The organism is Streptomyces sp. LUP47B, from assembly GCF_001746295.1.
Lineage (GTDB): Bacteria > Actinomycetota > Actinomycetes > Streptomycetales > Streptomycetaceae > Streptomyces.
Genome location: NZ_MJAH01000012.1, coordinates 1 through 13734 on the forward strand (window position 1 = coordinate 1; position 13734 = coordinate 13734).

Annotated in this window: 14 protein-coding genes; 9 read left to right on the forward strand and 5 right to left on the reverse strand. The window is 71.5% G+C overall.

Annotated elements, in window-relative coordinates:
* The coding region (locus BFN33_RS31635) for a glycosyltransferase family 2 protein (RefSeq protein WP_141758009.1) at positions 1-430 on the reverse strand (430 nt) is incomplete at its 3' end.
* Positions 431-533: 103 nt separating this feature from the next.
* Here BFN33_RS31635 and BFN33_RS31640 point away from each other — a divergent pair.
* The 3 genes from BFN33_RS31640 (at position 534) to BFN33_RS52140 (ending at position 2626) form a co-directional block, all read left to right on the forward strand.
* Positions 534-1247, forward strand: coding sequence for a response regulator transcription factor (locus BFN33_RS31640; protein WP_069763833.1), 714 nt, complete (start codon positions 534-536; stop codon positions 1245-1247).
* A gap of 3 nt (positions 1248-1250) precedes the next feature.
* Positions 1251-2363, forward strand: coding sequence for a sensor histidine kinase KdpD (locus BFN33_RS31645; RefSeq protein WP_069763595.1), 1113 nt, complete (start codon positions 1251-1253; stop codon positions 2361-2363).
* A 65-nt stretch (positions 2364-2428) separates the two neighbouring features.
* Entirely contained in the window at positions 2429-2626 is a 198-nt protein-coding gene (locus tag BFN33_RS52140) for a hypothetical protein (RefSeq protein WP_370743332.1), read from the forward strand.
* A gap of 92 nt (positions 2627-2718) precedes the next feature.
* Here the strand turns inward: BFN33_RS52140 and BFN33_RS31650 are convergent, their stop codons facing one another.
* The 3 genes from BFN33_RS31650 to BFN33_RS31660 form a co-directional block, all read right to left on the reverse strand.
* Positions 2719-3720, reverse strand: a complete 1002-nt coding sequence (locus tag BFN33_RS31650) for an NAD(P)-dependent oxidoreductase (protein ID WP_069763596.1) — start codon at positions 3718-3720, stop codon at positions 2719-2721.
* A 70-nt stretch (positions 3721-3790) separates the two neighbouring features.
* Positions 3791-5248 carry a cell wall metabolism sensor histidine kinase WalK gene (locus tag BFN33_RS31655; protein ID WP_069763597.1) on the reverse strand — a complete coding sequence of 486 codons (1458 nt, stop codon included), beginning with the start codon at positions 5246-5248 and terminating at the stop codon, positions 3791-3793.
* Positions 5245-5910, reverse strand: coding sequence for a response regulator transcription factor (locus tag BFN33_RS31660; RefSeq protein ID WP_069763598.1), 666 nt, complete (start codon positions 5908-5910; stop codon positions 5245-5247). The genes BFN33_RS31655 and BFN33_RS31660 overlap by 4 nt, the downstream gene beginning before the upstream one ends.
* Before the next feature lie 177 nt (positions 5911-6087).
* On the opposite strand from BFN33_RS31660, the gene BFN33_RS31665 reads away from it, so the two are divergent.
* Genes BFN33_RS31665 through BFN33_RS31675 form a run of 3 tightly spaced genes read left to right on the forward strand, consistent with a single transcriptional unit; the run spans position 6088 to position 8879 of the window.
* Positions 6088-7428 carry a ferric reductase-like transmembrane domain-containing protein gene (locus BFN33_RS31665; protein ID WP_079141108.1) on the forward strand — a complete coding sequence of 447 codons (1341 nt, stop codon included), beginning with the start codon at positions 6088-6090 and terminating at the stop codon, positions 7426-7428.
* Between the two features lie 10 nt (positions 7429-7438).
* A complete protein-coding gene (locus tag BFN33_RS31670; protein WP_069763600.1) occupies positions 7439-8143 on the forward strand; it encodes an FMN-binding protein in 705 nt (234 codons plus the stop codon).
* A gap of 10 nt (positions 8144-8153) precedes the next feature.
* Positions 8154-8879, forward strand: coding sequence for an FAD:protein FMN transferase (locus BFN33_RS31675; RefSeq protein ID WP_069763601.1), 726 nt, complete (start codon positions 8154-8156; stop codon positions 8877-8879).
* 72 nt (positions 8880-8951) lie between these two features.
* Here the strand turns inward: BFN33_RS31675 and BFN33_RS31680 are convergent, their stop codons facing one another.
* Positions 8952-10985, reverse strand: coding sequence for a glycosyltransferase family 39 protein (locus BFN33_RS31680; RefSeq protein WP_069763602.1), 2034 nt, complete (start codon positions 10983-10985; stop codon positions 8952-8954).
* 233 nt (positions 10986-11218) lie between these two features.
* On the opposite strand from BFN33_RS31680, the gene BFN33_RS31685 reads away from it, so the two are divergent.
* Genes BFN33_RS31685 through BFN33_RS31695 form a run of 3 tightly spaced genes read left to right on the forward strand, consistent with a single transcriptional unit; the run spans position 11219 to position 13715 of the window.
* Complete coding sequence (locus BFN33_RS31685; RefSeq protein ID WP_079141109.1) at positions 11219-12361, forward strand: ABC transporter ATP-binding protein; 1143 nt, start codon at positions 11219-11221, stop codon at positions 12359-12361.
* Positions 12361-13050 carry an ABC transporter permease gene (locus BFN33_RS31690; RefSeq protein WP_069763604.1) on the forward strand — a complete coding sequence of 230 codons (690 nt, stop codon included), beginning with the start codon at positions 12361-12363 and terminating at the stop codon, positions 13048-13050. Before BFN33_RS31685 ends, BFN33_RS31690 begins: the two co-directional genes overlap by 1 nt.
* Positions 13047-13715, forward strand: coding sequence for an ABC transporter permease (locus tag BFN33_RS31695; RefSeq protein WP_069763605.1), 669 nt, complete (start codon positions 13047-13049; stop codon positions 13713-13715). The genes BFN33_RS31690 and BFN33_RS31695 overlap by 4 nt, the downstream gene beginning before the upstream one ends.
* Positions 13716-13734: the final 19 nt, after the last annotated feature.

Consider the following 13734-nt stretch of genomic DNA (forward strand, 5'->3'; position numbering starts at 1 on the left):
GCAGCCGGGCGAGCGCGAGGTTGCCCGCCCGGGCGTGCGGCGGCCAGGCGCCACGGGCCTGCGGGCGGCGCCGGCCGAGCACGAGGTCGGCCTCGCCGGCCAGCACCTCGTGCACGAACGGCACCAGGTCCGAAGGGTCGAGCGAGGCGTCGCAGTCGCAGAAGCACACGATGTCGGCCGTGGCGGCGGTCAGCCCCGCGTGGCAGGCGGCGCCGAAACCGCGCCGCTCCTCGCGGACGACGGTCGCGCCGAGGGTCTGGGCGATGCGGGCGGAGCCGTCCGTGGAGCCGTTGTCGACGACGAGCGCGCGCCAGCCGGGCGGGATGCGTTCCAGCACCCAGGGCAGGGCCCGGGCCTCGTCGAGACAGGGCAGCACGACGTCCACGGACGCCGCCGGTTCGTTTACGGAAGGGGTCGTCACGACGTTCACCCTACGAGCGCAAAACGGACGAACCCGACTCCGGCTCCTTACGAAAAAAAGACGTCGGAAGCTGTGGGCCGCACATGCGCACGCCTGGTGCGAGGCTTGCGGCATGGAGCAGCAGCAGTACGCACAGACCCGGCCCCGGGTCCTCGTCGTCGACGACGACCCCACCGTCGCCGAGGTGGTCGCCGGCTATCTGGACCGGGCCGGATACCTCGTGGACCAGGCCGCCGACGGCCCCGAGGCACTCGCCCGCGCCGCCGCCAACCGCCCGGACCTCGTGGTCCTCGACCTGATGCTGCCCGGCATGGACGGCCTGGAGGTGTGCCGCCGGATGCGGGGGCGCGGACCCGTCCCGGTCATCATGCTCACCGCGCGCGGCGACGAGGACGACCGGATCCTGGGCCTGGAGGTCGGCGCCGACGACTACGTCACCAAGCCGTTCAGCCCCCGCGAACTGGTGCTGCGCGTCGAGTCCGTGCTGCGCCGCTCCGGGCCCTCCCAGCCGTCCGGGCACCTGGGCGCCGCCGGCCTCTCGATGGACCCGGCGGCCCGCCGCGCCCTCAAGGGCGGCACCGAACTCGCCCTCACCATCCGGGAGTTCGACCTCCTCGCCTTCTTCCTGCGCCACCCCGGCCGGGTCTTCAGCCGCGAGGACCTGATGCGCGAGGTGTGGGGCTGGGACTTCGGCGACCTGTCGACCGTCACCGTCCACGTGCGCCGGCTCAGGGGCAAGGTCGAGGACGACCCGGCCAGGCCCCGTCTGATCCAGACCGTGTGGGGCGTCGGCTACCGCTTCGACGGCTCGCCGGCGGAGGTGTGACCCGTGAGCGACACACTCCTCATCGCCCTCTACGCCTTCCTCGGCGCCGCCACGGCCGGACTCCTCGGCGCGTGCGTGCTGCTGCTGATCCGGCGTCGCTCGCTCTCCCTGCACCTCACCGTGGTCGCCGCTGTCGGCATCACCGCGATGCTGGCCGGCACCCTCGCGGTCGCCCAGGCCATGTTCCTGTCCGGGCACGACCTGAGTGTCGTCACGACCGTCGTCCTGATGGCCGCCGTGGTCTCCCTGGCCACCGCCCTGCTGCTCGGCCGCTGGGTCGCCGCCCGCAGCCGGGCCCTCGCGCTCGCCGCCCGCTCCTTCGGCGACGGCGGTGACTTCACCTCGCCCGGGGGGCCCACCACCGCCGAACTCACCGAACTCAGCCGGGAATTGGAGGCCACCAGCGCCAAGCTCGCCGAGTCCCGGGAGCGGGAACGTGCCCTGGAGTCCTCCCGGCGTGAACTCGTCGCCTGGATCTCCCACGACCTGCGCACCCCGCTGGCCGGTCTGCGCGCGATGTCCGAGGCACTGGAGGACGGTGTCGCCGCCGACCCCGCCCGCTACCTGAGGCAGATCCGCACCGAGGTCGAACGCCTCAACGGCATGGTCGGCGACCTCTTCGAACTCTCCCGCATCCACGCGGGGACGCTGGCGCTGAGCCCGAGCCGGATCTCCCTGTACGACCTCGTCTCGGACGCCCTCGCGGGCGCCGACCCCCTGGCCCGCGAGTACGGCGTACGGCTGGTCGGCGACCGGGTGGCGGCCGTGCCGGTCGAGGTGGACAGCAAGGAGATGAGCCGCGTGCTGGGCAACCTCCTGGTCAACGCCATCCGCCGGACGCCCGCCGACGGCACGGTCGCGGTGGCCGCCGAGCACCGCGCCGAAGGGGTCGTCCTGTCCGTCACGGACAGCTGCGGCGGCATCCCCGAGGAGGACCTGCCCCGCGTCTTCGACACCGGCTGGCGCGGCACACACGCCCGGACACCACCCGCCGGGGCGGGACTCGGGCTCGCCATCGTCCGGGGCATCGTCGAGGCCCACCAGGGCAGCACCACGGTCCGCAACGTCCCCGGCGGTTGCCGCTTCGAGGTGCTGTTGCCCGGAGCCGTCTCCTGACCGAGGCGCCCTCGCCCCCCTGCGGGGCATCGTGGAGGCCGACCAGGGCGGCACCACGGTCCGCAATGTCCCGGGCGGCTGCCGCTTCGAGGTACTGCTCCCCGAAGCCGTCTCCTGACCGAGGCGCACTCGCCCCCTGCGGCAGCCGCCGAGGGCTCGCCATCGTCCGCGGCATCGTCGAGGCCCACCAGGGCAGCACCACGGTCCGCAACGTCCCGGGCGGCTGCCGCTTCGAGGTGCTGTTGCCCGGAGCCGCCTCCTGACCGAGGACGCCCTCGGCCCGCTTCCCTAATCAAAGGTGGTGCCGCCCGCGGCCGCTTTCTTTCGCGGGTGGCACCACCGGTCCAACCGCGGGCTACGCGCCCCGCATCCCGGCGCCCGCGAACTCCCGCATGCCCTCGGCGAATCCGACCGCCGCCTTCCACCCCAGCTCCGCCCGCAGCCGCGCCGAGTCCGCCGTGATGTGCCGTACGTCCCCGAGGCGGTACTCCCCGGTGACCACGGGCTCGGGCCCGCCGTGGGCCCCGGCCAGCGCGTGGGCCATCTCGCCCACCGTGTGCGGCTCGCCGCTTCCGGTGTTGTACGAGGTGAGCGCGCCGCCCCTCGAATCCGCCTCCAGGGCCGCCACGTTGGCCGCGGCCACGTCCCGCACGTGCACGAAGTCCCGGCGCTGACCGCCGTCCTCGAAGACGCGCGGGGCCTCGCCGCGGGCGAGCGCGGAGCGGAAGAAGGAGGCGACGCCGGCGTACGGGGTGTCGCGGGGCATGCCCGGCCCGTAGACGTTGTGGTAGCGCAGGGCCACCGCCGATCCGCCCGTGGCCCGCGCCCAGGACGCCGCCAGGTGCTCCTGGGTGAGTTTGGTCGTCGCGTACACGTTCCGGGGATCGACCGGGGCGTCCTCGCCGACCAGACCGGGGGAGAGATCGGCGCCGCACACCGGGCACGGCGGCTCGAAGCGCCCCGCGTCCAGGTCGGCGACGGCTCGTGGACCCGGCCGTACGGTCCCGTGCCGGGCGCAGGTGTAGCGGCCCTCGCCGTACACCACCATCGACCCGGCCAGCACGAGCCGCCGTACCCCCGCCGCGGCCATCGCGGCGAGCAGGACCGCCGTGCCGAGGTCGTTGTGGGAGACGTACTCGGGGGCGTCGGCGAAGTCCACGCCCAGGCCGACCATCGCCGCCTGATGACACACCGCGTCCACGCCGGTCAGGGCGTGGCGGACGGCGTCGGCATCCCGTACGTCGGACGCCGGGTCGGCCCGGACGTCGTACGGGACGGGCTCGTGACCGTGTGCCACGAGCGCCTCGACGATCTGGGACCCGATGAAACCGGCGCTGCCGGTGACCAGTACGCGCATGCCCTCAACGTAGGGCCGTGAACTGCCCGGACGGCCGGACCGCGCCCGTCACGTCACGGCTTCGTAAGACTCACGGCTGGGTGAGGCTCAGCGGGAGCGACACCGTGAACACCGTCGAGCCGGGCTCGGCGGCCAGCTCGATCGTGCCGCCGTGCGCCCGGACCAGGGACCTCGCCACCGCGAGACCCAGACCGCTGCCGCCCCGGTCCCGGCTGCGGGCCTTGTCGACGCGGTAGAAGCGGTCGAAGACCCGCTCCTGGTCGGCGGCCGGAATGCCGGGACCCGCGTCCGCGATCCGCACCTGAGCGTGGCCGTCCCGGACGCGGACCCCGACGGAGACCGCCGTGCCCGGCGGAGTGTGCATGGCCGCGTTGGTGAGGAGGTTGTCGAGGACCTGGCGGACGCGCTGCGGATCGAGCCGCAGCTTCAGGGCCAGGGGACCCGGCGGCACCGTCAGCGGATGGTCCGGGTGACTCGCGCGGAAGGCGTCGGCCGCGTGCTCCACCAGCTCCACCAGGTCCGTCTCGACGGGCCTGAGCGGGGTCTCCACCTCCGCCGCGTCCAGGCGGGCGAGCAGCAGCAGGTCGTCCAGGAGGAACCCCATGCGGGCGGCCTCGGCGCGCAACCGGGCCAGGTGCTTGTCGCGCTCCTCGGGGGCGTTCGCGGCGGCGTACTGGAAGAGGTCCGCGTAGCCCCGTACGGACATCAAGGGGGTGCGCAGCTCGTGCGAGGCGTCCGCGACGAACCGGCGCAGCCGCTGCTCGGCCTCCGCGCGGACCGCGAGCGAGTCGTCGATGTGCTCCAGCATGGTGTTGAACGCCGTCCGCAGTTCCTCGATCTCCGGACCGCCGCCCCGCTTGTCGGCGCGCAGCGGCAACCGGGCCGCCGACTCGGTCAGGTCGTGCAGGGCGATGCCGTGCGCGGTGTGCGCCATGTCGCTCAGCGGCTTCAGGCCCCGGCGCAGCATCTTGCGGCCGACGACCACGAGGGCCAGCAGCGCGAGCCCGAAGGCGACGACCTGGACCGTGATCAGCCGCCGTACCGTGGCGTCGATGTCGGCCATGGGAGCCGCGCTCACCAGGACCACACCGGGCTCGACCTCGCAGGCGCGCAGCCGGTACTCGCCCTGGCCGCTGAGGTGCTCGGTGGCCAGGACCTCGGTGTGCGCGACGATCTGCGTCTTCGCGACAGCGGTGAAGTCGTCGACGTCCTCCGGCAGGTCGGAGGGGTCCTCGGGCGTGCGCAGCCGCGGGGTGCCGTCCTTGACGTCGTACACCGCGTAGTACCAGCTCCAGTACTTCTTGCCGGTGAGCGTGCCGGACTCGGCGATGCTCTTCGACTGGGCGACCTGGGCGAGCGACAGCTGCTCGTTGAGCTGGGCCGACAGATAGTCCCGCATGTACGTGGTCAGCGCGGTGCCCACCACCGCGAACACCACCAGGGCCAGCGCCCCGAGCCCCAGTGCCAGACGGGTACCGAGCCGCAGCCTCCGGTACGCCGAACGCAGCCGGGCGAAAAAGGATCTCATTCGGCCGCCTGCCGTATGACGTACCCGAAGCCCCGCACGGTGTGGATCAGGGGCTCGCCCGTGTCGTCCAGCTTGCGGCGCAGCCGGCTGACGACCAGTTCCACGACGTTGGAGCGGCCGCCGAAGCCGTACTCCCACACGTGGTCGAGGATCTGCGCCTTGGTCAGCACGGTCGGCGACTTCCGCATCAAATACCTGAGGACCTCGTACTCGGTCGGGGTGAGGGTGAGCAGTTTGTCGCCGCGGCGCACCTCGCGGGTGTCCTCGTCCATCGTGAGATCCGCGACCCCGAGCACCGAGCGCTGGAAGCCGGGCCCGGAACTGCGCCGCAGCACGGTCCGCAGCCGGGCCATCAGCTCCTCCACCGCGAACGGCTTGACCAGGTAGTCGTCCCCGCCCCGGGTCAGCCCGGCCACCCGGTCGGCGACCGCGTCCCGCGCCGTGAGGAACACCACGGGCACCATCGTGCCCGAGCGCCGCAGCCGCTCCAGGACACCGAAGCCGTCGATGTCGGGCAGCATGAGGTCGAGCACCACGATGTCGGGACGGAACTCCGAGGCACGGCTCAGCGCCTCCTCACCGGAGTTCGCGGTGACCGCCTCCCAGCCCTCGTAGCGGGCGACCGTCGCCACGAGATCGGCGATCGGCGGGTCGTCGTCCACGACGAGGAGTCGTACTTTTTCCACCCGCTCATAGTGCTGCACAGCGGCCGGAAAGCCACCGCCGGGTGGACGCACCGGCCACATCGATAACCTCTTGAAAGTTGTACGACAGCGAATCGACAGCTCCCGCCGGACAAGCTCGGTAATCCAGAGGCCCCGATCAAGGAGCTACGACCCGTGACGACCGTCCAATCGCCCCCTGCGCCCCCCACGGCGATACAACGCCCCAGGGTGGTGGCCCGCACCGGGCTCTACGCCGTGCTGGCCGCCAACGCGGCCGTGGTCGCCTGGTTCTTCGCCCAGGCCGGCTTCGCGTCCAACGCGCTCATCGTGATCGGCCGCCTCGCCGGCCTGTACGCCGCGCTCATCATGGCCTTCCAGCTGGTCCTGGTGGCCCGGCTGCCCTGGCTCGACCGCCGCATCGGCATGGACCGGCTGACCTCCTGGCACCGCTGGACCGGCTTCGGCATCCTGTGGACGCTCCTCGCGCACGTCGTCTTCATCAGTTTCGGCTACGCCGACGGCACCGACGTGGGCCCGATCGGTGAGATCGTCGACCTCGCCGAGACCACCGAGGGCGTTCTGCGCGCGGTCGTCGCGTTCTGCCTGATCATCCTGGTCGGCGCGGTCTCCGCCCGGTACGCCCGGCGCCGTCTCGCCTACGAGACCTGGCACTTCATCCACCTGTACACATACGTCGCCGTGGTGCTGGCCTTCACCCACCAGGTCGCCGTCGGCACGACCTTCACGTCCTCCTCCGTCGCCACCGGGTACTGGTACGGCGTCTGGGGCGTGGCCCTCGGCTCGGTCGTCCTGGGTCGCGCGGTGCTTCCGCTGTGGCGGAACTGGCGTCACCAGTTCCGGGTCACGGCCGTCGTGCCCGAGAACGACAGCGTCGTCTCGATCTACGTCAGCGGCAAGGACCTCGACCAACTGCCCGCCCGCGCCGGGCAGTTCTTCCTGTGGCGCTTTCTGACCGCCGACCGCTGGTGGCAGGCCAACCCCTTCTCCCTCTCCGCCGCCCCCGACGGCAGGACGCTGCGCCTGACCGCCAAGGCGGCCGGCGAGGGCAGCGCCGCCCTCAGGCACGTCAAGGTCGGCACCCGCGTCTTCGCCGAGGGCCCCTACGGCGCCTTCACCGCCCTGCACCGCACCCGCCCCGAGTCCGTGCTGATCGCCGGCGGTGTCGGCGTCACCCCCATCCGGGCCCTCCTGGAGGAGGTGGAAGGCCACGCCGTCGTCATCTACCGGGTCGGCTCCGACCGGGACGCCGTCCTCTACGACGAGCTGCGCGACCTCGCGCTCGCCAAGGGCGCCGAACTCCACCTGGTCACCGGCCCGCCGGTGCCCGACAAGCTTGCGGCGGGCGAGCTGGCACGGCTCGTGCCCGACATCGCCGACCGGGACGTCTTCCTGTGCGGACCACCGCCGATGATGACCGCGGTCCTGGGCAGCCTGCGCGAGCTGGACGTGCCCAAGCCGCAGATCCACTTCGAGCGCTTCAGCCTGGCGGGATGAGGAACAGACCGTGAAACGAGCCATACCTGTCGTCGTCCTGAGCATCGCGGGCCTGGTCCCCGTGTGGCTCTACCAGCCGTCGGCCCAGTCCTCCACCGTCCAGACCATGACCCCGGCACCCTCCACCTCGTCCTCTTCATCCTCTTCGTCGTCGGGTGCGAACGTCGTCACCAGCTCGACGATCACCACCGAGAAGGGCCCCGTACAGCTCCAGGTGACCTTCGACGGTACGAAGATCACCGCGGTGAAGATGCTCCAGCAGCCGAACCACCCGCAGACCACGGCGGCCGTGCCGAAGCTGATCGCGGAGACGCTTGAGGCGCAAAGCGCGGACATTGACACGGTGTCCGGCGCGACCATCACCAGCGAGGCCTACAAGAAGTCCCTCCAGGCCACGATCGACGACAATGTGAAGACGGCGTCGGCCTCGCCCTCGGCGTCCGCTTCCGAGGCGGCTTCCCGGACCGTCGACGGTTCGGCCCTCAGCACGGAGAAGGGCCCCGTACAGGCCCAGGTGACCTTCGTCGGTACGAAGATCACCGCGGTGAAGATGCTCCAGCAGCCGAACCACCCGCAGACCACGGCGGCCGTGCCGGTGCTGGTGGCGGAGACGCTCGAGGCGCAGAGCGCGGACATCGACACGGTGTCCGGTGCGACCATTACCAGTGAGGCCTACAAGACGTCTCTCCAGGCCGCGATCGACGCGAGGGGCTGAGGTACCGACCATGCTGCACCGCGTCGAACACGTCATGGGGTTCCCGGTCTCGCTGCGGGTCGACGACGAGGACGTCCCCGAGTCGGCGGCGGACGCGGTCTTCGCGTGGCTGCGCGAGGTCGACGCCCGCTTCAGCCCGTTCAAGGACGACAGCGAGGTGTCGCGGTACGACCGGGGCGAGCTGTCCGCGGACGGGCTGAGCGCGGAGTTGCGCGAGATCCTCGACCTGTGCGAGCACTACCGGAAGGCCACCGGTGGCGCGTTCGACGTACGGCTGCCCGGTCGCCGGCTCGACCCCTGCGCGGTGGTCAAGGGCTGGTCGGTGCAGCGGGCGGCGGAGTTGCTGACAGCGGCCGGCGCGACGAGGTTCGTCCTGAACGCCGGCGGTGACGTGGTCGCCGCCGGCGGCCCCTGGCGGGTGGGCGTACGGCACCCCGAAGAGGCCGACAAACTGTGCACGGTGTTGTCGCTCGACGGCGGTGCGGTCGCGACGTCCGCGCGCTACGAGCGGGGCGACCACATCCTCGACGGCCGCACCGGCCGCCCGGCAACCGGCCTCCTCAGCCTCACCGTCGTGGCCCCCACGCTCACGGAGGCCGACTCGGTCGCCACGGCGGCCTTCGCCATGGGCCCCGAGGGCGTCGACTGGGCCGCCTCCCTGGCGGGCTGCGAGGTCTTCGCGGTGGACGCGGAGCGTCAGGTGCTGCGGACGCCGGGCTTCCCGGCCGTCCCCTGACAGGACATGCCACGAGGGCGGGCCGCCGGCTCTGTTCACCGGCGGCCCGCCCTCCGCGTGTCCACGTGCTGGTCAGCCGAGACGGTACAGGCCGCTGTAGGCGGAGACCGCGGTGCCGTTCTTCTTGACCCAGGTGGAGATCTCGGAGTTCGAGGAGCCCTGGCCGCTGTCGCTGACGACGATGTAGTGCAGCTTGCCGGACTTCACGAGGCTCTTCAGCCTGGCGAGGGTCATGGCGTTGTCGGAGCCGGACCAGCCGCCCATCGAGATCACCGGCTCACCGGACTCCAGGATGATCGAGGAGGCGGTCTGGTCGGTGGCGACCGCGACCAGCCAGGTGGCGCCGTCCTGGTGCTTCTTCAGGTACGTGATCATCGCGGAGGAGACTTGGGTGTCGCCCATGCCGCCAGTAGTACGGCCGGACGCGGACTGGCCCGTGGACTGGCCGCTGGAGCTGGAGGTGCTGGAGCCGCTCGGTGCGCTGCCGCTGGTGCCCGTGCCGGTGCCGCCGCCCGGGCCGCCGCTCCCACTGGGCCGCTGGCCCCCGCCCATGCCGCCGCCCCCGCCCATGCCGCCTGTGCTCGGACCGGCCGTCGGGTTGGTGCCGTTGGTGCTGGAGGTGGCCGCCGACGCCGAGTACGCGGCGGGACCGGCGAGCAGGGCGACGACCGCCGCGAGGGCCGCGATGCCCGTCAGCCGCTGCCGCCCGGTGAACCGGCCGAGCAGCAGCCCGATCACGGCGACCGTACCGGCGACCCCGGCCACGACCTCGGCGACCGTGTACAGCGTCCCGGAGCCGGAGACCCGCTGGAGCAGGACGACCGCCCACACCGTGCTGCCCGCGACGGCCCCAGGCAGCACCCACCCCCACTTCGCCGCCGCACCCTCACGGAAGGCCCGGTACAGCATCACGCCGCCGATACCGGCCAGAGCAGCGATGCCGGGCGCCATGGCGGTGACGTAGTAGGGGTGGAAGGTGCCCTCGGCGAGCGCGAAGGTCAGGTAGTGCAGGACGAACCAGCCGCCCCACAGCAGCAGCGCCGCCCGCTTGGCGTCCGTACGAGGGGCCCGGCCGCGCAGCACCAGACCGCCGATCAGGGCGACGAGCGCGAAGGGGATCAGCCAGGAGATCTGACCGCCCACGATGCTGTTGAACAGCCGGTACAGCCCCGCCTCGCCGCCGAAACTGGCGCCGTTGCCCTGCGAGCCCACCGAGGAACTCGCCCCGAAGATCCGGCCGAAGCCGTTGTAGCCGATGACCAGGTCCCACACCGTGTTGTCGGTGGAGCCGCCGATGTACGGCCGGGAGGACGCCGGAATGAGGTCGACGACCACCATCCACCAGGCGCTGGAGACGACCAGCGCGACGGTGCCGACGGCGAGATTGCGGATACGGCGGCCGAGCGAGCCCTTGGCCGCCCACAGGTAGACGAGGAAGAAGACCGGCAGGACGACGTACGCCTGCATCATCTTGGTGTTGAACGCGAAGCCGATCGCCACCCCGGACCACACCAGCGGCAGCAGCCGCCCGGTGCGCACGGCCTTCATCAGCGCGGCCGCGCCGAGCAGCATCAGGAAGACCAGGACCGGGTCCGGGTTGGTGTCCCGCGTGATGGCGACGGTGATCGGCGTGAGGGTGAGCGCGAGCGCCGCGATCGTGGCCGCGACGGCCCCGAAGTCCCGCCTGACCATGCGGTACAGCAGGGCCACCGAGCCGGTGCCGAGCGCGACCATCGGCAGCATCAGCTGCCAGGTGCCGTACCCGAGGACACGCGCCGAGAGCCCCATCACCCACAGCGCGAACGGCGGTTTGTCGACCGTGATGAAGCTGCCCGCGTCCAGGGCGCCGAAGAAGAACGCCTTCCAGCTCTTGGTGCCGGAGTAGACGGCCGCGTTGTAGAAGGTGTTGCCGCTGACGGACGACATGTTCCAGGCGTACAGCGCCGTGGCCAGCACGAGGATCGCCCAGAGAGCGGGGCGGGCCCAGCGTGGATCCTGCGGGGGACCGGTGAACAGTCCGCGCAGCCGGCTGCTCGCGGCGGGCGGCACGGCCCGGTGCCGGCCGTCCTGGTCGGTCGGCGCGGGCGGTGGGGCGAGGGTCGTCATGGCAGCTACTCCAGGTCTCCGAGCGGTGGTTGTCATGACCGTCGGGCCCGGGGCTGGGTGATCCCTGTGGCTTCGCTGAACGCAGGATGAGAATCAGAGAACTCACAGAGTGCCCACAGCCGCATCGCCCTGTACGGCTGTCCGCAACACAAGCCGTCTAGACTCTGCCGGACGGCCTGCCGGACTGGCCGAATGCGGACAACTTCTGCCAGACCCGAAGGGTATTCGGCGCTTTGATACGGATAGATTCAGTCACCAAGCGGTACCCGGACGGCACGGTGGCGGTCGACCGGCTCTCGTTGGAGATCCCCGACCGTTCGATCACCGTCCTCGTCGGTCCCTCGGGCTGCGGCAAGACGACGACCCTGCGCATGATCAACCGGATGGTCGAGCCCAGCGAGGGCACCATCCTGATCGACGGCAAGGACAGCCGGCAGCAGCCGGTCAACACACTGCGCCGGTCCATGGGGTACGTCATCCAGAACGCCGGTCTCTTCCAGCACCGCACGATCGTCGACAACATCGCCACCGTGCCCCGGATGCTGGGCTGGGGCAAGGAGAAGGCGCGGGCCCGGGCGCGGGAGCTGATGGAGCGGGTCGGGCTCGACGGCTCGCTCGCCAAGCGGTACCCCTACCAGCTCTCCGGCGGACAGCAGCAGCGCGTCGGTGTGGCACGGGCGCTCGCCGCCGATCCGCCGGTCCTGCTGATGGACGAGCCGTTCTCGGCCGTCGACCCCGTCGTCCGCAAGGGTCTCCAGGACGAACTCCTGCGCATCCAGGACGAGTTGGGCAAGACCATCGTCTTCGTCACCCATGACATCGACGAGGCCGTCAAGATCGGCACCATGGTCGCCGTGATGCGCACCGGCGGCAAGCTCGCCCAGTACGCGCCGCCCGCCGAACTGCTCTCCAGCCCCGCCGACGCGTTCGTCGAGGACTTCCTCGGCACCGACCGCGGTATCCGGCGGCTCTCCTTCTTCCCCTCCGCGGGCCTGCGACTGCTCACCGGACCGGTCGTCGCGGTCGACGCCACCGCCGAGCAGATCGCCGCGCGGGACACGGCCGAGGCCCCCTATCTCCTCGTCACCGACGTGGACGGCAAGCCCCTTGGCTGGAGCGAGCCGGGACAGCTGACCGCTGGGAGCGTCGACGTCGGTCGACTGCTGCCGTACGGACGGCCGTTCGTCGCCGGTACGGACTCGCTGCGGGCCGCGCTGGACTGTGCCGTGCTCTCGCCCACCGGGTGGGCCGTCGGTGTCGACGCCGAGGGACGGGTGGCCGGGGTGGTCTCCCAGCAGTCCATCGGCGAGGCGATCCGCGGGGCGCACGCTGAGGGCCGTACGGACGCCCCCGTCCCGGACTCCAAGGTCGGCTGATGGACGGCTTCTTCGACATCCCCAGCGACCTCCAGCACAGCTGGCTCGGTCTCATCGGCCTGCACGTCCGGGAGGCCGGGCTGCCGGTCCTCGCCGGGCTGTTGATCGCCCTGCCGCTCGCCCAGCTGTGCGTGCGCTTCCGGTGGCTGTACCCGCCGGTGCTGTGGGTGACGACCGTGCTGTACGCCATCCCGTCGCTGGCCTTCTTCGTGGTCCTCATCGACTACACCGGTCAGACCGAACTCACGGTGATGATCCCGCTCACCGTCTACACGCTCGTCATCCTGGTCCCGGCGATCGTCGACGGCGTCCGTTCGGTGCCGCAGGAGACCATCGCCGCCGCGACGGCGATGGGCTTCGGACCCGTACGCCGTTACGTCCAGGTCCAGTTGCCGATCGCCGTGCCCGCCATCGTCGCCGGGCTGCGGGTGGCGACCGTGTCGAGCATCTCCCTCGTCTCTGTCGGCGCGCTCATCGGCAACCAGGGCGCGCTCGGCAACCTCATCAACGACGCGAACATCTACAACCGGCCCGAGCTCGCAGTGAACGCCGTGGTGACCATGGCGGTCCTCGCGATCCTCGCCGACGGGCTGCTGGTCGTCGTACGACTGCTCATGACGCCGTGGATGCCGAGCGGCGCGCGTGCGCGGCGCGCGCAGCGGCCCGAACCGGAGGTCGCCGCCCGGTGAACATCCTCAACTTCATCAGCGCGTTCTTCAGCGACAGCGCGCACTGGCAGGGCTACGACGGGATTCCCACGAGGCTGGGGGAGCACGTCCAGTACACCCTGGAGGCCCTCGCCATCGCCGCGGGAATCGGGTTGCCGGTGGGGCTCGTCACCGGGCACTACGGGCGGGGCGGTAACGCGCTGGCCTTCCTCGCCGTGGCCGGGCGGGCCCTGCCCACCTTCGGTCTGCTGGTGCTGATGACCCTCTCGCTCGGGTTCGGGCTGATCAACGTGATGATCCCGCTGGTCGTGCTGGCCGTGCCGCCGATCCTGGTCACCACCTACGAGGCGATGCGGTCGGTGGACCCCGCCCCGGTGGACGCGGCCCGGGGGATGGGCATGCACGACATCGAGGTGCTCTTCCGCGTCGAGCTTCCGGTCGCCCTTCCGCTGATTCTCGGCGGACTGCGGTCGGCGGCCATCCAGATCGTGTCGACGGCCACCATCGCCGCGTACGTGTCTCTCGGGGGGCTCGGGCGGTACATCGTGGACGGGCTCTACCAGCGCAACTACGAGAAGGTCGTGGGCGGCGCCGCGCTGGTCGCCCTGATGGCGCTGGCGACGCTGGCGCTGTTCTGGGGGATCACCCGGCTCACGGTCTCGCGCGGGGTGCTCAGGAGCAACTAGGCGAACGGCCGGGGGAGTT